This window comes from Pseudarthrobacter cremeus, from assembly GCF_051857465.1.
Classification (GTDB): Bacteria; Actinomycetota; Actinomycetes; order Actinomycetales; family Micrococcaceae; genus Arthrobacter.
In genome coordinates this window covers 614289-634540 of record NZ_JBPZHC010000001.1, presented here as the reverse complement: position 1 = coordinate 634540, position 20252 = coordinate 614289, and the positions used below count along the sequence as shown (strand labels likewise).

Annotated in this window: 18 protein-coding genes and 1 tRNA gene; 9 read left to right on the top strand and 10 right to left on the bottom strand. The window is 66.5% G+C overall.

The features are described 5' to 3' along the window. Positions 1–9: 9 nt before the first annotated feature. Both ACS5PJ_RS02790 and ACS5PJ_RS02785 read right to left on the bottom strand, forming a co-directional pair. Complete coding sequence (locus ACS5PJ_RS02790; protein ID WP_439433383.1) at positions 10–774, bottom strand: alpha/beta hydrolase; 765 nt, start codon at positions 772–774, stop codon at positions 10–12. A 2-nt stretch (positions 775–776) separates the two neighbouring features. Beyond that, positions 777–1907 carry a LacI family DNA-binding transcriptional regulator gene (locus ACS5PJ_RS02785; protein WP_439433382.1) on the bottom strand — a complete coding sequence of 377 codons (1131 nt, stop codon included), beginning with the start codon at positions 1905–1907 and terminating at the stop codon, positions 777–779. A 177-nt stretch (positions 1908–2084) separates the two neighbouring features. On the opposite strand from ACS5PJ_RS02785, the gene ACS5PJ_RS02780 reads away from it, so the two are divergent. From ACS5PJ_RS02780 to ACS5PJ_RS02770, 3 genes are read left to right on the top strand one after another with little or no spacing between them, the layout of a single operon-like run. Continuing rightward, positions 2085–3254: a Gfo/Idh/MocA family protein gene (locus ACS5PJ_RS02780; RefSeq protein WP_439433381.1), complete on the top strand. Its 1170-nt coding sequence runs from the start codon at positions 2085–2087 to the stop codon at positions 3252–3254. Further along, entirely contained in the window at positions 3254–4468 is a 1215-nt protein-coding gene (locus tag ACS5PJ_RS02775; RefSeq protein WP_439433380.1) for a dihydrodipicolinate synthase family protein, read from the top strand. The genes ACS5PJ_RS02780 and ACS5PJ_RS02775 overlap by 1 nt, the downstream gene beginning before the upstream one ends. Beyond that, positions 4465–5304, top strand: coding sequence for a sugar phosphate isomerase/epimerase family protein (locus ACS5PJ_RS02770; RefSeq protein ID WP_439433379.1), 840 nt, complete (start codon positions 4465–4467; stop codon positions 5302–5304). The genes ACS5PJ_RS02775 and ACS5PJ_RS02770 overlap by 4 nt, the downstream gene beginning before the upstream one ends. A gap of 109 nt (positions 5305–5413) precedes the next feature. Here ACS5PJ_RS02770 and ACS5PJ_RS02765 read toward each other — a convergent pair whose 3' ends face one another. After that, positions 5414–6835: an FGGY family carbohydrate kinase gene (locus ACS5PJ_RS02765; RefSeq protein ID WP_439433378.1), complete on the bottom strand. Its 1422-nt coding sequence runs from the start codon at positions 6833–6835 to the stop codon at positions 5414–5416. 2 nt (positions 6836–6837) lie between these two features. Next, entirely contained in the window at positions 6838–8025 is a 1188-nt protein-coding gene (gene xylA / locus ACS5PJ_RS02760) for a xylose isomerase (RefSeq protein WP_439433377.1), read from the bottom strand. 128 nt (positions 8026–8153) lie between these two features. Here xylA and ACS5PJ_RS02755 point away from each other — a divergent pair, with 128 nt between their 5' ends. Continuing rightward, complete coding sequence (locus ACS5PJ_RS02755; protein ID WP_439433376.1) at positions 8154–9410, top strand: ROK family protein; 1257 nt, start codon at positions 8154–8156, stop codon at positions 9408–9410. A gap of 348 nt (positions 9411–9758) precedes the next feature. Here the strand turns inward: ACS5PJ_RS02755 and ACS5PJ_RS02750 are convergent. Then, positions 9759–9831: transfer RNA gene (locus ACS5PJ_RS02750), tRNA-Arg, on the bottom strand. Positions 9832–10061: 230 nt separating this feature from the next. On the opposite strand from ACS5PJ_RS02750, the gene ACS5PJ_RS02745 reads away from it, so the two are divergent. The 3 genes from ACS5PJ_RS02745 to ettA are packed head-to-tail and all read left to right on the top strand — an operon-like array spanning position 10062 to position 13021. Then, entirely contained in the window at positions 10062–10637 is a 576-nt protein-coding gene (locus ACS5PJ_RS02745) for a single-stranded DNA-binding protein (RefSeq protein ID WP_439433563.1), read from the top strand. A gap of 55 nt (positions 10638–10692) precedes the next feature. Beyond that, on the top strand, positions 10693–11292 hold the full coding sequence (locus ACS5PJ_RS02740) for a DUF6993 domain-containing protein (protein ID WP_439433375.1): 600 nt from the start codon (positions 10693–10695) through the stop codon (positions 11290–11292). A 46-nt stretch (positions 11293–11338) separates the two neighbouring features. After that, positions 11339–13021, top strand: coding sequence for an energy-dependent translational throttle protein EttA (gene ettA / locus ACS5PJ_RS02735; protein ID WP_439433374.1), 1683 nt, complete (start codon positions 11339–11341; stop codon positions 13019–13021). 107 nt (positions 13022–13128) lie between these two features. Here the strand turns inward: ettA and ACS5PJ_RS02730 are convergent, their stop codons facing one another. Continuing rightward, on the bottom strand, positions 13129–14109 hold the full coding sequence (locus tag ACS5PJ_RS02730) for an acyl-CoA thioesterase (RefSeq protein ID WP_439433373.1): 981 nt from the start codon (positions 14107–14109) through the stop codon (positions 13129–13131). A gap of 63 nt (positions 14110–14172) precedes the next feature. On the opposite strand from ACS5PJ_RS02730, the gene ACS5PJ_RS02725 reads away from it, so the two are divergent. Then, entirely contained in the window at positions 14173–14838 is a 666-nt protein-coding gene (locus ACS5PJ_RS02725) for a DUF8185 domain-containing protein (protein ID WP_439433372.1), read from the top strand. A gap of 43 nt (positions 14839–14881) precedes the next feature. On the opposite strand, the gene ACS5PJ_RS02720 is transcribed toward ACS5PJ_RS02725, so the two are convergent. After that, positions 14882–15334, bottom strand: coding sequence for a globin (locus tag ACS5PJ_RS02720; protein ID WP_439433371.1), 453 nt, complete (start codon positions 15332–15334; stop codon positions 14882–14884). A gap of 4 nt (positions 15335–15338) precedes the next feature. Further along, entirely contained in the window at positions 15339–16028 is a 690-nt protein-coding gene (locus tag ACS5PJ_RS02715; RefSeq protein ID WP_439433370.1) for a mechanosensitive ion channel family protein, read from the bottom strand. A 122-nt stretch (positions 16029–16150) separates the two neighbouring features. Here ACS5PJ_RS02715 and ACS5PJ_RS02710 point away from each other — a divergent pair, with 122 nt between their 5' ends. Next, positions 16151–17152 carry an NAD-dependent epimerase/dehydratase family protein gene (locus tag ACS5PJ_RS02710; RefSeq protein WP_439433369.1) on the top strand — a complete coding sequence of 334 codons (1002 nt, stop codon included), beginning with the start codon at positions 16151–16153 and terminating at the stop codon, positions 17150–17152. Here ACS5PJ_RS02710 and ACS5PJ_RS02705 read toward each other — a convergent pair. Both ACS5PJ_RS02705 and pepN read right to left on the bottom strand, forming a co-directional pair. Then, positions 17141–17614, bottom strand: coding sequence for an OsmC family protein (locus ACS5PJ_RS02705; RefSeq protein WP_439433368.1), 474 nt, complete (start codon positions 17612–17614; stop codon positions 17141–17143). The two genes, ACS5PJ_RS02710 and ACS5PJ_RS02705, sit on opposite strands and share 12 nt — an antisense overlap. 9 nt (positions 17615–17623) lie before the next feature. Further along, entirely contained in the window at positions 17624–20176 is a 2553-nt protein-coding gene (gene pepN, locus ACS5PJ_RS02700) for an aminopeptidase N (protein ID WP_439433367.1), read from the bottom strand. Positions 20177–20252: the final 76 nt, after the last annotated feature.

The window sequence follows — 20252 nt, the reverse complement described above, 5'->3', positions numbered from 1 at the left end:
GGGCCAACTCTAAGGGCCGACGCGCAGGCCCGCACCGGGCTCCTGGGCCCAACCCATCCGGTCCAGCCAGGCGGCGCACAGAACTGTCCACTGGTCCGGCCCCGGTGCGTCGCCGGCAAGGCCGAGGCCATGGCGCCCGTGCGGAAAGACGTGGAGCTCGCCCGGCACGCCGGCCCGGGCCAGTGACCCGGCGTAGGCGAGGCTGTGCTGGACAGGCACCGCCTCATCGTCGGCGGTGTGCCATACAAAGGCGGGCGGGGTGGCGGCCGTGACATGGAGCTCTGCGGACATCTCGCGGAGCAGGGCGTCCGACGGCGACCCGCCCAGCAGGTTCTCGACTGACCCCTGATGGGGTTCGTCCAGGCAGGACACCACCGGATAGCAGAGAACGGTAAGATCCGGGACCGCTCCCGGGACGTCCAGGGTGGCACTGCCGGTGGCAGCCGCCGTCGACAGCGTTGCTGCCAGGTGGCCTCCCGCGGAAAAGCCCAGAACACCCACCCGTGAGCCGTCCACGGCGAGGCCAAGGGCGCCTCCACGGATGCGCAGCATGGCCTCTTTGGCATCCTCCAGGGGCGCCGGGTGCCTGTGCGGAGCAACCCGGTAACGCAGAACGTACGCATGGATTCCCAGACCGGCGAGCCAGCCGGCCACAGGTTCGGCCTCGTGGTCGGCCTGGCGTGCATACCCTCCTCCGGGGAGGACCAATACGGCCGGCCGCGGCCCGGAATGGGGTCCGCGGGCCGGGACGGCTGTGAATGAGCCCGGGCGCATCCTCAGGCCACTGTTTCGGTGCTTCGCCGGAGCGTGACCTGGCCGGTGACGGGGGAGGGTGTGGCGCCGTTGCCGTCATTGCCGGCGGCACTGCGGGCTGCCTGCCGGCCGATTTCCTCAAGGGGAAGACGGACTGTGGACAGGGCCGGGCGGAAATCCCGCAGGGTCTCGATGTCGTCAAAACCTGCGACGGTGGCGTCGCGCGGGATCCGCAGTCCCTGGGAGCGCAATGCTGCGGCTGCCCCGATCGCCATCACGTCGTTGACAGCGAAAATACACAGCTGTGTCCGGGCGCCAGCCGATTGCGCTCCCGGGGGCGAGTGCCCCTCCGATGCGGTGGCGACTTCCGGTGCGGTGATGCCCTCCGATCTGGCCGCTTTGATCCGCTCAGCAAGGGCGAGCCCGGCGTCGAAGCCGCCGGACCTGTTAAAGGCCGTCCTGAGGACCTCCGCTGCCGGCCGGCCGGCGGCCTTCAGTCCCTGCTGGAACCCGCGGATCCGGTCATCGGAGGTAAGCAGCCCCTCAGGACCGCCGATGATGACAAAGTCGCCGTCGCGGGTGGCAGCCAGTTCCGAGGCGAGCTGCGCGGCCAGCTCTTCATTGGGAACCCGCACCACGTGGTAACCCTCAGCGGCAGTTGCACCCACCACGGCGTGGCCCACCACTGCAACCTGGCCGCCGTTGCGGCAGTAGCGGTCCAGTTCCGCGGCCAGTTCGGCGTTTCCTGCCTGGTCTTCAGGGCGGGACATGCGGGACCCGGCAATCACGATGGAGTCCGCGCGTCGGGCGGCGAAGGCTGCCACTGCCTCCCTTTCACTTTCCGGGGCGCCCTCAGTGCTCGCCAACAGCACCATCTTGTGCTGTTCACGGGCTGCTTCCTGCACGCCGCGGGCAATCGCGGAAAAGTAGGGATCGGCGATGTCATGCACGATCAGGCCGATCAGGCCGGAACTGGATTTGGCCAGTCCCTGGGCCTGGGCGTTGGGAATGTAGCCGAGGGATTCCGCGGCCTGGCGCACGCGGTCCGCGATGTCCTTGCCCGGTATCCGGGCGGACCCGTTCAGGACGCGCGAAGCTGTGGCCGGCGAAACACCGGCGAGCCGGGCCACCTCGGTAAGGGTGCTTGCAGCCACGGCCTCTCCTGCCTTCTGTTGTCGTGGGGCGCTGTCGCGCTGGATTCATTATGGCAGTTTGAAACTGCTCGGGGAAAGCGCTTGCCAAGTCAGGATCCCGTGATGCATCATGGATGCAGTGGGAATGCGCTTTCCCAAATAGCTTGAGTAACACTGCTCACTCACCGTGGAGGACACATGGGCTTCGAAACTAAGACGATCCGCATCGCCATGAACGGCATCACCGGCCGGATGGGTTACCGCCAGCACCTGCTGCGTTCCATCCTCCCCATCCGTGATGCCGGCGGCTTCACCCTGGAGGACGGCACCCGCGTCCAGGTCGAACCGATCCTGGTTGGCCGCAACGAAGCCAAGATCCGCGAACTCGCCGAACTGCACAAGGTTTCCGAGTGGACCACGGACCTCGACTCCGTGATCAGCGACCCCACAGTGGACATCATCTTTGATGCCTCGATGACCAGCCTCCGCGCCGCAACCCTGAAGAAGGCGATGCTTGCCGGCAAGCACATTTTCACCGAGAAGCCGACGGCTGAGACCCTCGAAGAGGCGATCGAACTGGCACGCATCGGCAAGGAAGCCGGCGTCACCGCAGGCGTTGTGCACGACAAGCTGTACCTGCCCGGCCTGGTCAAGCTGCGCCGCCTGGTGGATGAAGGCTTCTTCGGCCGCATCCTCTCCATCCGCGGCGAATTCGGCTACTGGGTCTTCGAAGGCGACGTGCAGGCAGCCCAGCGCCCGTCCTGGAACTACCGCAAGGAAGACGGCGGCGGGATGACCACGGACATGTTCTGCCACTGGAACTACGTCCTCGAAGGCATCATCGGCAAGGTCAAGAGCGTCAACGCCAAGACCGCCACCCACATCCCCGCGCGCTGGGACGAGGCCGGCAAGGAATACAAGGCAACGGCCGACGACGCCTCCTACGGCATCTTCGAACTCGAAACCCCGGCCGGCGAGCCTGTCATCGGCCAGATCAACTCCTCCTGGGCCGTCCGCGTCTACCGCGACGAACTCGTGGAATTCCAGATCGACGGAACCCACGGTTCCGCCGTGGCAGGACTGAACAAGTGCGTTGCCCAGCAGCGCGCACACACTCCCAAGCCTGTCTGGAACCCGGACCTGCCCGTCACCGAATCCTTCCGCAGCCAGTGGCAGGAAGTCCCGGCCAACGCAGAGCTGGACAACGGCTTCAAACTGCAGTGGGAGGAGTTCCTCCGCGACGTCGTCGCCGGCCGCGAACACCGCTTTGGCCTGCTCTCCGCTGCCCGCGGCGTCCAGCTTGCCGAGCTGGGCCTGCAATCCAACGACGAACGGCGCACCATCGATATCCCGGAGATCACGCTCTGATGACTTCCCTGATCCTTCCCTCCAGCGACGGCGGCACGCGCGAGTACCGCCTCAAGGGCGGTGTGTCCTGGGCACGTCCCACTGCCCCGCTCACTGCCCGCCGCGCCTACGCCGCTGCGCACGTGATCCCCGAGGTCCTGGGCGACAACACGCCCGGCGCTCCCGCCAGCCTCGACTGGGACGCCACCATGGCATACCGCCACGAACTCTGGTCCTATGGCCTCGGCGTGGCCGATGCGATGGACACCGCCCAGCGCGGCATGGGACTTGACTGGGCTGCCACCCAGCAGCTCATCAAGCGCACCGGTGTGGAGGCCGCCTCGGTGGCCTCCTCCGGCAACGCCGGAACCGCCGGCAAGTCGGTGCGGGACCTCGTCGCATGTGGAGCCGGCACAGACCAGCTCGACATGGCTGCCCTGCCCACCGGAGAGGCCGGCCTTGCGGCCGTCCTGGCTGCCTACCGCGAGCAGATCGCTGTTGTGTCTGAAGCCGGACCGAAGGTCATCCTGATGGCCTCCCGCGCCCTGGCGAAGGTTGCCAGCGGCCCGGACGACTACGTCAAGGTGTACTCCACCCTGCTCCAGGAAGTGGACCAGCCGGTCATCCTGCACTGGCTCGGCACCATGTTCGATCCCGCCCTGGCCGGCTACTGGGGTTCAGCTGATGTGGCCCAGGCGACCGAGACGTTCCTCTCCCTGATCCGGGACAACGCGGCCAAGGTTGACGGCGTGAAGGTTTCCCTGCTCGACGCCAGCCACGAGGTGGCCCTCCGGGCAGTCCTGCCCGAAGGCGTCCGCCTCTACACCGGGGACGATTTCAACTACCCCGAACTGATCGACGGCGACGGCAGCCACCACTCGGATGCCCTGCTGGGCATCTTCGCGGCCATCTACCCGGCGGCATCCGTCGCGCTGCAGCACTACGACGCCGGCAACGGCGCCAAGGCACGCGAAATCCTGGACTCCACCCGGGAACTGGGCAAACATATCTTCAGCGCACCCACCTTCTACTACAAGACCGGGATCGCCTTTATGTCCTGGCTCAACGGCAAGCAGCCCGGCTTCCAGATGGTGGGCGGCCTGCACTCCGGCCGCTCCGTGTGCCACCTCGCCAAAACGTTCGAACTCGCCGACCAGGCGGGGCTGCTGAAGGACCCGGCCCTGGCCGCATTCCGGATGTCCGATTACCTGCGCATCAACGGAGTGGGAGTATGAGCGATTTTTCCCGCCTCGCCATCAACAGCGCCACCACGAAGAAGTGGACCCTCGCCCAGGTTGTTGACGGTTGCGTCAACGCCGGCATTCCGTCGATTGGACCATGGCGTGACCGTGTCGAAGAAGCCGGCCTGGACAAAGCGGCACGCCTGATCAAGGACGCGGGTCTTCGGGTCTCGTCCCTGTGCCGCGGCGGCTTCCTGACCGCTGCCGATGCTGAGGGGCAGGCCGCCGCGCTGGCCGACAACCGGGCGGCCATCCTGGAGGCCGTGGCCCTGGACACCAAGGAGCTGTTCCTGGTGGTCGGCGGCCTGGCGCCGGGGGAGAAGGACGTGGTGGCCGCGCGCCGGCGCGTCGCCGACCGCCTCGCCGATCTTGCCCCGTTTGCCCACGAGAACGGTGTCCGCCTGGTATTGGAACCGCTGCACCCGATGTACGCCGCAGACCGTGCGCTCATCTCGACGTTGGGGCAGGCACTGGACCTTGCGGCACCCTTCGACGCCTCCACGGTGGGGGTCGCCGTCGATACCTTCCACGTCTGGTGGGACCCGGAGCTCAAGGCCCAGATCGCGCGGGCCGGCCGGGAGGGCCGGATCGCCTCCTACCAGGTCTGCGACTTCAACATGCCCATCGCCGCCGATCCGCTGCTGTCCCGCGGTTACATGGGCGACGGCGTCATAGACTTCGCCACCATCGGCACCTGGGTGCGCGAGGCGGGCTACACCGGCGACATCGAGGTTGAAATCTTCAATCAGGAGATCTGGGACACGGACGGCAACACCGTCCTGGCCACGGTCAAGGAGCGGTATGAGGAGCTTGTGCTTCCTTACGCCTGACCTGATTCAGACCGCGGGCTCCTGCTACGTCACGGCAGGAGCCTGCGCCCCACCAGCAAAAGGACCTGCACCGTTCCCGGTGCAGGTCCTTTTGTGTTCCCGGAAGGAACTAGGCGAGATAGGCGGCAGCGTGCCTGCGGTACCTGGCCAGCGTGCCGCCGTCGGACGTTTCCGCCGGCAGCCCAACGCCGCTGAGGGGCCAGTCCGGGAACGCGCCGGCCAGCACCGCGGCGGCCTGGCGGGCCGCGCCGTCGGCCACGTATTCGCCGGGCGTCGGAATAACCGCCGGCAGGCCCAGCAACTGGCTGGCGGCCTGCTGGACCGCAGCCGACTGCGCGCCGCCGCCCACCAGGATGACCCGCCGGGCATCCACACCCTGTGCCTGCAGGGCGGCCAGGCCGTCAGCGAGGGAACAGACCACTCCCTCGACGGCGGCGCGAGCCAGGTTTGCGGGGGTGTAGTTGGAACGGGTGATGCCGTGCAGTGAGCCGGCGGCCCCGGGAAGGTTCGGGGTACGTTCGCCGTCGAAATAGGGGACAAGCGTCAGTCCGCCGGCTCCCGGAGCGGCTGCCAGTGCCAGTTCATTGAATTCCGCCAGGCTGACGTCCAGCAGCGCTGCGGTGGCGTCAAAGACCCGCGTTGCGTTCAGGGTGCAGGCGAGGGGCAGGAAGTTGCCCGTGGCGTCGGCAAATCCCGCCACCAGCCCGGACTCGTCGGCTGCCGGCGTGGCCGAGACCGCAAAAACGGTGCCGGACGTGCCCAGCGACATCACCACGTCGCCCACCCCCGCGCCGACGCCAAGGGCAGCGGCGGCGTTGTCCCCGGCGCCCGGGCCAATGAGCGCCCCTTCCGGAGTCTTCCCCGAAGCCTCCAAGGGGCCGACGACGGCGGGCAGCCGGGGGACGTGGCCCAGTGACTTTTCCAGTGCATCATGAAGGTACCGGCCGCTGGATGCAGAAAAGTAGCCGGTGCCCGATGCGTCGGAACGGTCGGTGCGGAGGGCGGCCAGGCCTTCCGCGCCGCTGCCGGGGCCGAAGCCTGCCAGCCGCCAGGACAGCCAGTCGTGGGGAAGGCAGACTGCTGCAACGCGGGCTGCGTTGTCCGGTTCGTTTTCGGCGAGCCAGCGCAGCTTGGTGATGGTCAGGGAAGCCACCGGAACTGTTCCCGTGGCGCCGGCCCAGTAGCGCGCCCCCTGGCCGGGATCGCCGCCACCGGCCTCCCGGATCAGGTCCAGCGCGGCCGGGGCACTCCGGGTGTCGTTCCAGAGCAGGGCCGGTCGGATCACCTCCCCGTCAGCGTCCAGGCAGACCATGCCGTGCTGTTGCCCGCCGACGGAGACCGCGCTGACGTCGCCGAGGCCGCCTGCCTGGTCGATGGCTTCCTGCAGGGCGGTCCACCAGTGCTCGGGGTGAACTTCGGTGCCCTCGGGATGGCCGGCGCGGCCCTGGCGGAGGAGCGTGCCGGTGGCCGCGTCGCGGATCACCACCTTGCAGGACTGGGTGGAGCTGTCGATGCCGGCAACGAGGCCCATGGTCAGCGTGCGTTGAGCAGGTGTTCGATGGCCAGCTGGTTGAGCCGCACAAAGGCGAACGAGCGCTCGGCGGCGGCATCGGCGTCGAAATCTTCGAACGCGGCAGCGTCGGCCAGGAGGTCTGCGGCGGATTCACCGGCGGCGAGCGTCGGTTCGCCCAGTTCGAACACGCCCGAGGCAGCCAAGGCTTCCTGGACCTGCGGGTCGGCGCGGAACGCCAGGGCGCGTTCCTTGAGCAGGAGGTACATGGACATGTTGGACCTGGCGGAGTCCCAGACGCCGTCATAGCCGTCGGTGCGGGAGGGCTTGTAGTCGAAGTGGCGCGGGCCGTCGTACTTTGGCCCGCCGTTCGGGAAGCCGTTTTCGAGCAGGTCCACGGTGAAGAAGGCGCTGGTGAGGTCGCCGTGGCCGAACACGAGGTCCTGGTCGTACTTGATGCCGCGCTGGCCGTTCAGGTCGATATGGAAGAGCTTTCCGGCCCAGAGGGCCTGCGCGATGCCGTGGGTGAAGTTCAGGCCGGCCATCTGCTCGTGTCCCGTCTCCGGATTCAGCCCCACGATGTCACCGTGTTCCAGCTCCGCGATGAAGGCCAGGCCGTGGCCGACGGTAGGCAGGAAGATGTCGCCGCGGGGTTCGTTGGGCTTGGGTTCCAGGGCGATGCGGAGGTTGTAGCCCTTGTCCTTGATGTAGGCGGCGGCGGTGTCCACGCCTTCCTTCATGCGGTCCAGGGCAGCGGACAGGTCCTTGGAACCGTCGTACTCGCTGCCTTCGCGGCCGCCCCACATCACGAACGTTTCGGCGCCGAATTCAGCGGCGGAGTCGATGTTCCGCAGTACCTTGCTCAGGGCGAAGCGCCGGACCGAGCGGTCGTTGGAGGTGAAGCCGCCGTCCTTGAACACGGGGTGGCTGAACAGGTTGGTGGTCACCATCGGGACCTTGAGGCCGGTTTCAGCCAGGGCGGTGCGGAAGTTCTTCAGGATCAGTTCGCGCTCCGAGACAGTGGCGTCGAAAGGGATCAGATCGTTGTCGTGGAACGTGAGGCCGTAAGCGCCGAGTTCGCTGAGCTTGTGGACCGCTTCTACCGGGTCCAGCGGCTTCCGTGTTGCCACGCCGAAAGGATCGGCCCCGGTCCAGCCAACGGTCCAGAGGCCGAAGGTGAACTTGTCAGCGGGAGCGGGCGTAAGAGTCATGATGCGTCCTTGCATTCGGGGAGCCGAAGATCCCGGGAGTTAGTTTATTGCTTGAACTATATGAGGCTGGATGAGCTAAGGTCAAGAGGAAACGGGCATAATCGTCCCTGAACGAGAAGGAGGGCCGGATGGCCAGCTCTGCGCCGGCTGCAGGTACGCCCGAACACGGGATGCCGGGCAGCATGGGGGACGTCCGCCGGGGAAACCTGGCCCTGGTCATGGGACGGATCGCGCATTCCCCAGCAGGAACCCACTTGACCCGTGCCCAGATCGCAGCTGCCACAGGGCTCACCAAGGCATCCGTTTCGAGCCTGGTGCTGGACCTCCTCAATGCAGGCATTGTTCGCGAAGTAGGGCTGAATCCGCAGGGGGAGCGGGGACGCCCCGGTGTGGGCCTGGAACTGGATCCCGCGAACGGCATGATGGGAATGGAAGTCAACGTCGACTACATCTCAGCGGGGGTGACTGACCTGGCCGGCAACCTGCTTCTGCAGGAATCACGGGAGCAGGACAACCGCAACGCTTCACCCGGCGCCGTGATGGCGGCGCTGGCCGGACTGGCAGCCGAACTCCGGGCATCGGCCGAAGCCCAGGGAGTCCGGGTGCTCGGCGGCGGGCTGGCCGTTCCTGGCCTGGTGGAGGACAAAACCGCGACAGTCATTACAGCACCCAACCTCGGGTGGAACAACGAGACCCTGGACCTGCGCTCGCTGCTTCCCGACGTGCGGCTGGGCACCACAATCTTCAACGAGGCCAACGCCGCAGCATTGGCCGAGTTGCGGTACCGCCCGGCCGGCCGTGCCGACTTTCTGTTTGTCTCCGGCGAAGTGGGCGTTGGCGGCGGGGTGGTCATCGGCTCTGAACTGTTTACGGGTCCGCACGGGCACGCGGGCGAGCTGGGCCACGTAGTGGTCGAGCCGGACGGGGAAGCCTGTTCCTGCGGCGGCCGGGGATGCCTGGAGACCGTGGCCGGCCAGGACGCGATTATCGCGGCCGCAGGAATTTCCCCCCGGAGGCAAGTGAACCGGCAGCCGCCCGCCGGTCCCTCGCGGTCCGAAAGCCTGGAGCTGCTGCTGTCAGCAATCGAGGGCGGGGATGCGGACGCGCTCACCGCCGTCGTTCGTGCCGGTCATTTCCTCGGTGTGGCGGTCGCTTCGTCCGTCCGGCTTCTCAATATCTCTTCAGTGGTGCTGGGCGGCCACTTTGCCATCCTGGGGGAGTGGATCATGCCCGCGCTGTCAGCGAGCCTGGCAATATACGCGCCGGGGAGGGTCCTGCCGGGCGACATCAGCCTCTCAGCCGTGGGACAGGCCGGGGCGCTTCTTGGCGCGGCCGGCAGCGTGGTCACATCGCTCGTGGAAGCGCCGCACAGGCTGGATTCCTAACGGGCCAGCTGCAATGTCCAAGGCCTGAAACTCTCGGCGCATGGAAACAGCCGCGATGTGTCCGCGGATTTTCGTCAGCTGGCCTCGGCTCAGCATCACCGGGCAGGTGAAGGTGTCCCAAGGAGGTGTTGCCTGTGCGGGACAACGCAGGAACGATGACCACGCTGTCGGGGCCGCCGGCTTTCTGATTCATGGCGCCGGGTGCCCGCGGCCGGCCCGGAACCCACGGAAACTGCGGGGGAGGAAAGACAGGCTCGAGCCAACGAAAACACCCCGGTCCAGGGACCGGGGTGTAAACGGTGACTCGACCCATCCGTGGAGGATGCCTCGCTTCGTCGCAAAAAATTGTGCCCCAGGAGGGAATCGAACCCCCGACCGGCGGATTAGAAGGCCGCTGCTCTATCCCCTGAGCTACTGGGGCACGTGGCGCCACGACCAGAAATCCGGCGCATGAAAAGTTTACATTGCCCCGGGTGCGGCTGCGTCACCGTGCCCCGTTCGCGTCCGTGTCCGTTGCCGCCTCCTGTCCTCCACAGGGCACGCCAAGACAGGGTTGTGCACATACGGAGGTTGGCCCCTGCCCGCCCCGCCCGGTCCCGCGCGAAGCTGGTTCTGCCGCTAAGGCACCACCTTCAGAGACAGGACATGACGATGAACGACACCATCACGATCCGTGGCTTCGTGGCCACCGAGATCAAGACCTCCACCACGCCAGGCGGAGTTGGCACAGCTTACTTCCGCTTCGGCTCGACCGGCCGGCGCTATGACCGCGCCTCGAATACCTGGGTGGACCTTCCAACCAACTGGTTCAATGTCCAGGGGTACCGCCAGCTGGCCGGGAACATGGCCTGCAGCATCAAGAAAGGCCAGCGGGTGATTGTGGTCGGCCGGCTCAAGCTGCGCAGCTGGGAGAAGGACGGCCGGACCTACCATTCCACTGAGATCGACGCCGAATCGGTAGGCCACGACCTCATGTGGGGTTCGGCCAACTACACCCGCAACGCGAACAACGGACTTCATCCGGTATCGGAGAACAACGCGTCGGGGCAGGGGCCGGCGGAGCCGGCACATGACATCGGCCTGACCGATCCGGAGGACGACGGCGATCCGGGTGAAGAGGACCACTCTGACGAGGATGAAGCCGCCGGGGTCTTCCTGGTGGATTCAGAGGGCAACCGGACCCCTGTAGACGCCGAAACGGGGGAACTGGCCGGCTCTGCCGTCTGACCCGCGGCCGGCCCGCAGTTCCGCCCGGAGGTGGGCCGCGTGGCAGAATGACGGCATGAAGCGCGCGACCGTAGACCCACAGGCAGTCCAGGTCACCGGCAGGGACGCTCATTTCCGGGCAGGCGGGGCCTCCGCGGGACGGCCGGCGGTGGTCTATGCAGGGTGCCTCATGTTGGCACTCTCACTCGCGGCATGCACCGGCGGCCCATCAGGCGGGAAGACGACTGCAGGCGCCACCGCCCCGGAGCCGGCTGCCACAGGCACCACCGCCCCCGGCACCACCGACCCTGGCGCCACCTCCCCCGGCACCACCGCCACCGGTGCGGCGGGTCCTGATGCCGCCGAGTCGGCGCAGGACGCTGCTGCTGCGCTGATGAAGCAAAAAGTCTCTGATGCGCTGAGCCGGCTCGCGGCCGGTACACCCAAGCCGGCCACCGCACAGGTGACCGATGCCCTGACCGGTGCGGGCGTGGCACCTGCAGCCCTGGAAGTGTCGGCGAGCCGCACGCCCACCGGGCTGGAGGCCGATGCCATTGAAGCCGGGGTATTGCAGGGCACGGACTGTGTGATCGGCCAGATCCGGGACGGCAGCGTCACAGTCACGGTTCTTCCCGTGCTGGCCAGCGGAAAGTGCTTCGTGGGCGCGGCCGCCTGACCCTTCGAATGTGAGATATGCCCGCCAACCCACTAGATTTGGAACCATGGCGGAATTTATCTACACAATGACCAAGGCCCGTAAGGCCGTTGGCGAAAAACTCATTCTTGACGACGTAAGCATGTCCTTCTTCCCGGGCGCCAAAATTGGTGTTGTTGGCCCGAACGGCGCCGGTAAGTCCACCATCCTGAAAATCATGGCCGGCCTGGACACCCCTTCGAACGGTGAGGCCCGGCTCAGTCCCGGCTACTCGGTGGGAATCCTGCTGCAGGAACCGCCGCTGAACGAGGAAAAGACCGTCCTGGGCAACGTCCAGGAAGGTGTCGGCGAGATCTACGGCAAGATCCAGCGCTTCAACGAGATCTCCGAGGAAATGGCCAGCCCTGACGCTGACTACGACACATTGCTCGAAGAAATGGGCCACCTCCAGGAGGCCATTGACGCCGCCGACGCCTGGGACCTCGATTCCCAGCTGGAACAGGCCATGGACGCACTCCGCTGCCCGCCCGCTGATGCTGATGTGACCCTCCTCTCCGGTGGTGAGCGCCGCCGTGTGGCCCTCTGCAAACTGCTGCTCCAGAAGCCGGACCTCCTGCTTCTGGACGAGCCCACCAACCACCTTGACGCAGAGAGCGTCCTGTGGCTGGAACAGCACCTCTCCAGCTACGCCGGAGCTGTCCTGGCCGTAACCCACGACCGCTATTTCCTTGACCACGTCGCGGAATGGATCGCCGAAGTCGACCGCGGCCACCTGTACCCCTACGAAGGCAACTACTCCACGTACCTGGAGAAGAAGCGTGCCCGCCTCGAAGTCCAGGGCAAGAAAGACGCCAAGCAGGCCAAGCGCCTCACCGAAGAACTCGAGTGGGTCCGCTCCAACGCCAAGGGCCGCCAGACCAAGTCCAAGGCGCGCCTGGCACGCTACGAGGAAATGGCCGCGGAAGCGGACCGCACCCGCAAGCTCGACTTCGAGGAAATCCAGATCCCGCCGGGACCACGCCTCGGCGGACTGGTGCTCGAAGCCAAGGACCTGCAGAAGGGCTTCGAGGACCGGACCCTCATCGACGGACTGTCCTTTACCCTTCCCCGCAACGGCATCGTCGGCGTCATCGGCCCCAACGGTGTTGGCAAGACCACGCTGTTCAAGACCATCGTGGGCCTGGAACCGCTCGACGGCGGCGTCCTGAAGATCGGTGATTCGGTCAAGATCTCCTACGCGGACCAGAGCCGCGGCGGCATCGATCCCAACAAGACCCTGTGGGAAGTTGTCTCGGACGGCCTGGACTACATCCAGGTGGGCCACGTTGAAATGCCTTCGCGTGCCTACGTGGCCGCCTTCGGTTTCAAGGGCCCGGACCAGCAGAAGAAGGCCGGGGTGCTCTCCGGTGGTGAGCGCAACCGCCTGAACCTCGCGCTGACCCTCAAGCAGGGCGGAAACCTGCTGCTCCTTGACGAACCCACCAACGACCTCGACGTCGAGACCCTCAGCAGCCTCGAAAACGCGCTGCTTGAATTCCCCGGCTGCGCCGTGGTGGTATCGCACGACCGCTGGTTCCTGGACCGGGTTGCCACCCACATCCTCGCCTATGAAGGCGACGAGGAGAACCCCTCCAAGTGGTACTGGTTCGAGGGCAACTTCGAATCCTACGAGGAGAACAAGGTTGAGCGGCTCGGACCCGATGCGGCCAAACCGCACCGCGTCACCCACCGCCGCCTTACGCGTGACTAGTCCCTAACCGCGGCTATAACGCGACTGAGCAGAAAAGGCCGGCACCCCCAGGGGTGCCGGCCTTTCTGCTTGCCCGCCCGGTAAAATGCCGGGGTAGCCAGGCCTGGTCAGTCCCGCCCGGCCTTGCGGATCTGGTGCTCCAGGACCTTGCTCTGGAAAGCGCCCACCACCTTGTTCTTCAGGTCTGTGGGAACGCGGACCATCCCCTCCTGTGCCACGGAGGCGACGTGCTGCCCGGCCCGGTTGAAGATCTTGCCTGTCGCGAGCCCGCGGGCTCCCTGGGCGCTGGGAGATTCCTGGACATAGAGCAGCCACTCATCCACGCGGGCCGGCCGGTGCCACCACATGGCATGGTCAAGGCTGGCCACGCTCATGCCGGGCGTGATCCAGCTGAGCCCGTGGCGCCGCAGGATGGATTCGAGCAGGGTGTAGTCGCTGGCGTATGCCAGGGCGGCGCGGTGAAGGTTCGAATCGTCGGGCATAGGCCCGAAGGTCTTCATCCACACGGCGTTCCTGGCCTCCTTCTTCCCCTTGGCCGAAACGTACAGTGGCGGGTCCACGTGCCTGATGTCGAAGGGCCGCTCGTAAGCCCAGTGACGTGCCACAGGGTGGTCAAACTTGCCAAGCAGTTCCGCGGTGCTGGGCAGCGACTCGGGGTCGGGAATGCCGGTGGGCATCGTGGACTCGTGGTCGATGCCTTCATCCGGGTCCTGGAAGGAGGCGATCATCGAGAGGATCGGCACACCCTCCTGATAGGCATGGACCCGCCGTGCCGAAAACGACCGGCCGTCGCGCAGCCTCTGGACGCCGAAGGTGATCGACTTGTTGGCGTCCCCGGGCCGCAGGAAATAGCCGTGCATCGAGTGCACAACCCGTTCCGGGTCCACCGTGCGCATCGCCGCAATAAGTGACTGGGCCAGGACCTGGCCGCCGAACACCCGCTGACGGGGCTGCTGCTGCGAAGGTCCGAGGAAGATATCCTCATCGGTCCGGGCGCCTTCCAGCTCACCCAGATCAAGTAGCTGGATCAGCGATGCGGTGGGGTCACCGCTGGGAGGTGCCAGCAGTCCGGTTTCGGCTTCAGTCATGGTTTGACTCTAGACGGCGCCCCGCCGCTGCTCAACCGGGGTCCAACCGGTAGTGTTCTTTGTGTGTCAGACCTTCTTACCCAGTCCTTCCGGTTCGCCGATCCGCGTGATCTCGCCGATCTGCGCACCTTCGCCACGCGTGCAAAAGCAGTCGACGACGGCGCCATCCGGCTTCAGGCCGCAGGCTCCGTTCTCGCGGCGTACGTCTGCGTCCTGAGGCCGCGGCTGCTGGGCGAATCCACTCCCACCATCCTCGGCCTGCGCACCATGGCCCTCGCTGAGCCTTCCGCGACCGATGTCACGGTTCCGCTTTCAGCCGTCCTGGACCGGCTTGCCAGGGCGGGGGAGGACGACGTCGAACTGCCCGTTCCGCCGTCCACCGTCAGCGAATCGTGGACGGGGGTCGGGGCGCCGCGCACCGGCTGGGAGCTGGTGGGCACGCTGCCTGACTCCGGGCTGCGGCAGGCGGCCGAAACCGGCATTTCCGAAGTCGCTGCCATCGTGCCGACCAACCCCGGCGCGCTGATCGTCAACAACGCCCGTGCTGCGGTATGGGGCAGGGAACTGGACGCATCGGGGATCCCGCTCGGCGCCGCCTTCGCCGCACTGACCCTCGGATTCCTCGCCGACGGAGACCAGACGCTTTACCGGACGGGGCGCTGGTTCCGCCTCAGCGGTCCGCGCGGCCACGTCCTGGCCCGGACCGGCAGCGGGCTGCAGCAGCCCTGAGCCCGGTCACGGCAAAGCCGGACCGTCATGGCACGGCCGGGCCTCAGGGCTCCGAAGGGCTGTTAACCATGGACAGGGCGGCGCGCTCCATGTAGTCCCACAGGGTCCCCTCGTAAAGCGGGGGCAGCTCCAGGGAGTCCACGGCTGCCCGCATGTGGAACAGCCAGCGGTCCTTGGCTTCAGGGGTGACCCGGAACGGCATGTGGCGCATCCGAAGCCGGGGGTGGCCGCGCTCCTCGCCGTAGGTGGTGGGCCCGCCCCAGTACTGTTCCAGAAACATCCGGAACCGCCGTTTGGCGGGGGCCAGGTCCTCCTCGGGATACATCGGGCGCAACAGCGGATCCGTTGCCACGCCGTCGTAGAACACGTCGATCAGCTTGACGAACGTCTCGTGGCCGCCCACGGCATCGTAGAAGTTGTCGGTGTAGCCAGGCTGGCTGAAGGGATCGTTCTGCATCAGCTGGCGCGGCGGCGTGGGCTCGGCGGGTGTGGTCATGACTCTATTCTCCGGCCTTCTGGTCAGTCTTTTTCGCCTCGGTGGGCGGCTCATGCAACGCGGTCTTCGTTTCCGCGTCGAGGGGCTCCGCCGCTGGAACGTAATTTCCCTGGGAGCGGTTGCCGACCCGCAGGATCTCACCGTTACGCAGGTACCAGATGGCGCCGTCGTCGGAGCGGACACGGGTGATGCGCAGGCCCATGGACTCCACGACACCAACCACCTCGCTGGTTTCGATGACGTCGCCGATTCCGTACTGGTCTTCAATGGTAATGAAGATCCCGGCCAGGAAGTCGCGGATCAGCTGCTGTGCGCCGAAACCGATGGCCACACCGAGGATTCCCACGCTGGTCAGCAGCGGGGCGATGTTGATGTCAAGGTTCTGCAGGACATACATGCTGGTGATGACGGCTACGAGCACACCCACGATGCTGTTGAGCAGCGATCCGATGGTCTCCGCGCGCTGGACACGGCGTTCATGGTCCAGTGCCCGGATGGCGGGGGCCACCCACTTGAAGTGCGCTTTCTTGAAAAAGTTGCTCCCTGAGGCCACCCGCTTGCTGATCCGGGAAATCACGAAGGTTGCCACCAGCCAGATGGCGATGCCGACACCCAGACTGATGACGATTCCGGTGATGCTGATGCCGTCCGGCTCACTGGCGGCGGATGGAAGAATGGACAACGTGCTGAACATAGGGGGTGAAACTCCTTGAGGGTCTCCGGCGGCGGCCGGTGGAAGGCATCAGCCGGTGCGCGGGTTAGCCCCGGCACGCTGGGCTCTGTTCTCTTTCAACCCTAGCGCCGTACCGTGGACCCATGCGCATCCTGATCCTCGGTGGAACGGCCTTTCTCTCCTCGGAAATCGCCCGGCAGGCGGTGGCCGACGGGCACCAGGTCACCTGCCTGGCCCGCGGTTCGGCGGCTGAACCGCCGGAGGGCGCCGAGTGGATACAGACGGACCGTTCACTGGGCGCGAACGCATATGACGGTGCCGGCGGCGTTTGGGACGAGGTTGTTGAGGTGGCCCGCGACACGGTGCAGGCCGCGGATGCACTGGCCGCCCTCGCACCGCGGACCGGCCACTGGACGTTTGTGTCGAGCTGTTCCGTTTACGCCGGCCATTCAACGCCGGGTGCAGCGGAGGACGCTGACCTCCTGCCGCCGCTGCCTGCCGGGACGGCATCCACCCCGGAGAACTACGGGGAATCGAAGTCGGCCATCGAGCAGGCCACCCTGGCGGCGGCCGGGGACAAAGCGCACCTCTGCAGGGCCGGCCTCATCGGCGGTCCCGGTGACGCGACGGACCGTTACGGCTACTGGCCGGCGAGGTTCGCGCGGGACAACGGGCCCGCCGTGGTGCCGGACATCGCCGGTCATCCCACCCAGGTCATCGACGTCCGCGACCTCGCCCGGTGGATCCTGGAAGCCGCGGAGCAGGGTGTCACCGGTGCCCTGAATGCAGTGGGCGATCAGGTGCCCTTCGGCGACTACATCGCAGTGGCCGGAACTGCCTCCGGGTACCAGGGCGACGTCCTGACGGCGCCAGAGGCCTGGCTGGTGGAGCAGGGGATCGATTACTGGGCAGGACCCGATTCCCTCCCGCTGTGGCTGCCGCCTGGCCACGAGGGCTTTTGCAGCCGCAGCAACCTGGCAGCCCGTGCCGCCGGACTGGCCACCCGGCCCTGGCAGGACACTGTGGCGGACACGCTGCTGGACGAGCGGACCAGGGGCCTGGGCCGTCACCGTAAGGCCGGCCTTTCGCCGGCAACGGAGGCCCGGCTGGCGGGTGAGTTGCTGGCCGTCCGCTCAGGCGGTTAGCGTCACGGGTTCGTGCCGCACCGGAAAGTTGACGCTGCGGGCTATGAAGCAGACCTGGTTGGCTTCGCGGTGCAGCTGTTCAGCCAGGGCAACGTGGGCCGGGTCCGCCAGGATCACATGCGGGTGCAGCGTCACGGATTCAAATTCCCCGCTGCCGTCCCGGTTCAGGCGCAGGGTTCCGGTGGCCTCGTCCCGGTAGTCGGTGACCACCACACCGTGCCGTACGGCCACATGGAGGAAGGACAGCATGTGGCACTGCGCCAAAGCGGCCAGGAGCAGCTGCTCCGGGTTGTACCGTTCACGGTCCCCGTGGAAGGTCGGGTCCGCTGAGCCCGGCAGGACGGGCAGGCCCGGGATCAGGACGTCGTGGTCCCGTGAGTAGCCACGGTACGACGACGTCCCTTCTCCCAGGTTGCCGGTCCACAGGACAGTCAGGGCGTAGTGGTGTTCACTGAGGCCCATGATGCAGGCCTAGACGTCCGCCGCGCGTGCGCGCAGCGCCCGGGCGACGCCGTCGCGGTTCTCCAGCATCATCCGCCGCAGTGCGGTGCTGTCCGCCGGGAGGCCGGCCAGGAAACGGTCCGTCCGGTCCACCGTTGCCTGCGTTGTCAGCAGCGCAGGATAAAGTCCGACGACGATCTGCTGGGCCAGGGCGTGGGTCCGGTTTTCAACGATCCCCGGGACAGCCTCGAAGTACTTCGCGGCGTAGGGCTCAAGGAGGGTGCGGTCAAGGACGCGCATGAAGCCGTTCACGGCCGAACCCTGCAGTGCGTTGGACAGTTCGCCCTTGACCACAATCGCGTCCCAAGCCTTGGCCTTGGCCTCGGCGGTGGGGATCGCGGCCGTGGCCAGGGCAGCTGCGTTCTGTCCGCTGGCTGTGCGGTCGCGCTCCAGTTCGGCGTCGATCCCTTCCTGGCCGAGCCGGCCGCCGGCAACCAGCGAGGCCAGCAGTTCCCAGCGCAGGTCCTGGTCCACGGTCAAGCCTTCCAGCGTCATTGACCCGTCCAGAAGTCCTGACACCGTGTCCAGCTGGGCCCCGCTGCGGGCCAGCTGGCTGAAGGCCTTCACGAACTGCAGCTGCGCATCGGATCCGCCAGCGACAGTGGAAGCCAGGTCGCGGAGAACGTCTCCGGCGGCAACGGTGGTGGCCTCCCGGTGATCTTCGGCGACGTAGAAATTCAGTGTGGTTGCCAGCTGGCGGAGTTGGGTCTGGATCACCGAGGAGTCCGATTCCGAGCCGATGTTGGCCAGGATCAGCTCCACGTACCGGCGCGCAGGTGTCTCACCGTCCCGGGCACCGTCCCAGGCGGAGTTCCACACCAGCGTCCGGGGGAGGCTCTGGGAGAAGTCCTTGAGGTGGGCCGTCGCCGTCGCCAGGGATTTTCCGTCCAGCCGGACTTTGGCATAGGCGAGGTCGTCGTCGTTGATGAGGATCAGGTCCGGCTGCGCCAGCCCGGCCAGCGCGGGCACTTCGGTGCGTTCGCCGTCGACGTCGAGTTCCTCCCGGTGGACGCGCTCCAGCTTTCCTGCCCCGTTGAGGTTGTAGAACCCGACGGCCAGGCGGTGCGGACGGATGGTGGGCCACTCGTTCACCGCTGACTGGATGATGCTGAAGGAAGCAAGGTTCCCTTCCTCATCCAGTTCCAGCTCGGGCTGGAGGGTGTTCACGCCGGCGGTTTCCAGCCAGAGCCGGCCCCAGTGGTCAAGGTCGCGGCCGCTGGCTTTTTCCAGCTCCACCATGAGGTCGCTGAGCTCGGTGTTCTGCCAGGCGTGCTTGGCGAAGTATTCGCGGACGCCTGCCATGAACTGCTCCGGACCCACCCACGCCACCAGCTGGCGCAGCACCGACGCGCCCTTGGCGTAGGTGATGCCGTCGAAGTTGACCTCCACGTCCTGGAGGTCGTTGATCTCGGCGAAGATCGGATGCGTGGTGGGCAGCTGGTCCTGGCGGTAGGCCCAGGACTTCTCCACCGAAGCGAAGGTGGTCCAGGCGCTGGTGAAGGACGTGTTTTCCACTGCCGCGAGGTGGGACATGTATTCGGCGAAGGATTCGTTGAGCCAGAGGTCGTTCCACCAGCGCATGGTCACGAGGTCGCCGAACCACATGTGGGCCAATTCGTGCAGGACGGTGATGGCGCGGCGTTCGATCTGCGCGTCCGTGACCTTGCTGCGGAAAACGTAGCCTTCCAGGATGGTCACGGCGCCCGCGTTCTCCATGGCTCCTGCGTTGAACTCTGGAACAAACAGCTGGTCGTACTTCCCGAACGGGTAAGGACAGCCGAATTGGGCCTCGAAGAACTCGAACCCCTGGCGGGTCAGTTCGAAAATGTTGTCCGCGTCCAGGTACTGCATCAGGGACTTCCGGGCAAAGACACCCAGCGGGATGACCCGGCCGTCGGAGCTGCGTACTTCGCTCCGGACCGACTGGTACGGTCCGGCGATCAGCGCGGTGACATATGAGGACAGCCGCGGCGTCGGTGCGAAGGACCACACCGACCGGGCGCCGCCGTCCTCCGCTGGTGAGGTTGTTTCCGGCGTCGGGGTGGGGGAGTTGGAGATGAGGTCCCAGTGCGAGGGTGCCGTAACGGTAAAAGCGAAGGTGGCCTTGAGGTCGGGCTGTTCAAAGACAGCGAACATCCGGCGCGCATCGGGCACCTCGAACTGGGTGTACAGGTAAACCTCATTGTCCACAGGGTCCACAAAGCGGTGCAGGCCTTCGCCCGTGTTCATGTAGGGCGCGTCAGCCACCACGGTCAGCTCATTGGAACCCGCCAGGTCGGGCAGCTGGATCCGGATGCCGTCTGCCACGGCCGCGGGATCCAGGGAGCGCCCATTGAGCGTGACGCTGTGAACAGCATGGGTGAGCGCATCGATGAACGTGGAGGATCCGGGGACCGCCGTGAATTTCACTGTCGTGGTGCTGCCGAAAACCTTCTCGCCCCTGGTCAGGTCCAGGCTGACCTCGTAGGACTCGACGTTGATCAGTTCAGCGCGCTCGCGGGCTTCAGCGCGCGTCAGGTTCATGCCTGGCAAGTTGTGCCTCCAGAAAGGGGTCGCGGTTGCCGGCGGGCGGTGGCCTGCACCGGCACAGTGAAGTCAT

What these genes read in the sequence shown, in the direction of transcription:
- ACS5PJ_RS02790 (WP_439433383.1), bottom strand. Translation starts at nt 774, where the DNA reads ATGCGCCCGGGCTCATTCACAGCCGTCCCGGCCCGCGGACCCCATTCC.
- ACS5PJ_RS02780 (WP_439433381.1), top strand. Translation starts at nt 2,085, where the DNA reads ATGGGCTTCGAAACTAAGACGATCCGCATCGCCATGAACGGCATCACC.
- ACS5PJ_RS02775 (WP_439433380.1), top strand. Translation starts at nt 3,254, where the DNA reads ATGACTTCCCTGATCCTTCCCTCCAGCGACGGCGGCACGCGCGAGTAC.
- ACS5PJ_RS02770 (WP_439433379.1), top strand. Translation starts at nt 4,465, where the DNA reads ATGAGCGATTTTTCCCGCCTCGCCATCAACAGCGCCACCACGAAGAAG.
- ACS5PJ_RS02765 (WP_439433378.1), bottom strand. Translation starts at nt 6,835, where the DNA reads ATGGGCCTCGTTGCCGGCATCGACAGCTCCACCCAGTCCTGCAAGGTG.
- xylA (WP_439433377.1), bottom strand. Translation starts at nt 8,025, where the DNA reads ATGACTCTTACGCCCGCTCCCGCTGACAAGTTCACCTTCGGCCTCTGG.
- ACS5PJ_RS02755 (WP_439433376.1), top strand. Translation starts at nt 8,154, where the DNA reads ATGGCCAGCTCTGCGCCGGCTGCAGGTACGCCCGAACACGGGATGCCG.
- ACS5PJ_RS02745 (WP_439433563.1), top strand. Translation starts at nt 10,062, where the DNA reads ATGAACGACACCATCACGATCCGTGGCTTCGTGGCCACCGAGATCAAG.
- ACS5PJ_RS02740 (WP_439433375.1), top strand. Translation starts at nt 10,693, where the DNA reads ATGAAGCGCGCGACCGTAGACCCACAGGCAGTCCAGGTCACCGGCAGG.
- ettA (WP_439433374.1), top strand. Translation starts at nt 11,339, where the DNA reads ATGGCGGAATTTATCTACACAATGACCAAGGCCCGTAAGGCCGTTGGC.
- ACS5PJ_RS02730 (WP_439433373.1), bottom strand. Translation starts at nt 14,109, where the DNA reads ATGACTGAAGCCGAAACCGGACTGCTGGCACCTCCCAGCGGTGACCCC.
- ACS5PJ_RS02720 (WP_439433371.1), bottom strand. Translation starts at nt 15,334, where the DNA reads ATGACCACACCCGCCGAGCCCACGCCGCCGCGCCAGCTGATGCAGAAC.
- ACS5PJ_RS02715 (WP_439433370.1), bottom strand. Translation starts at nt 16,028, where the DNA reads ATGTTCAGCACGTTGTCCATTCTTCCATCCGCCGCCAGTGAGCCGGAC.
- ACS5PJ_RS02710 (WP_439433369.1), top strand. Translation starts at nt 16,151, where the DNA reads ATGCGCATCCTGATCCTCGGTGGAACGGCCTTTCTCTCCTCGGAAATC.
- ACS5PJ_RS02705 (WP_439433368.1), bottom strand. Translation starts at nt 17,614, where the DNA reads ATGGGCCTCAGTGAACACCACTACGCCCTGACTGTCCTGTGGACCGGC.
- pepN (WP_439433367.1), bottom strand. Translation starts at nt 20,176, where the DNA reads ATGAACCTGACGCGCGCTGAAGCCCGCGAGCGCGCTGAACTGATCAAC.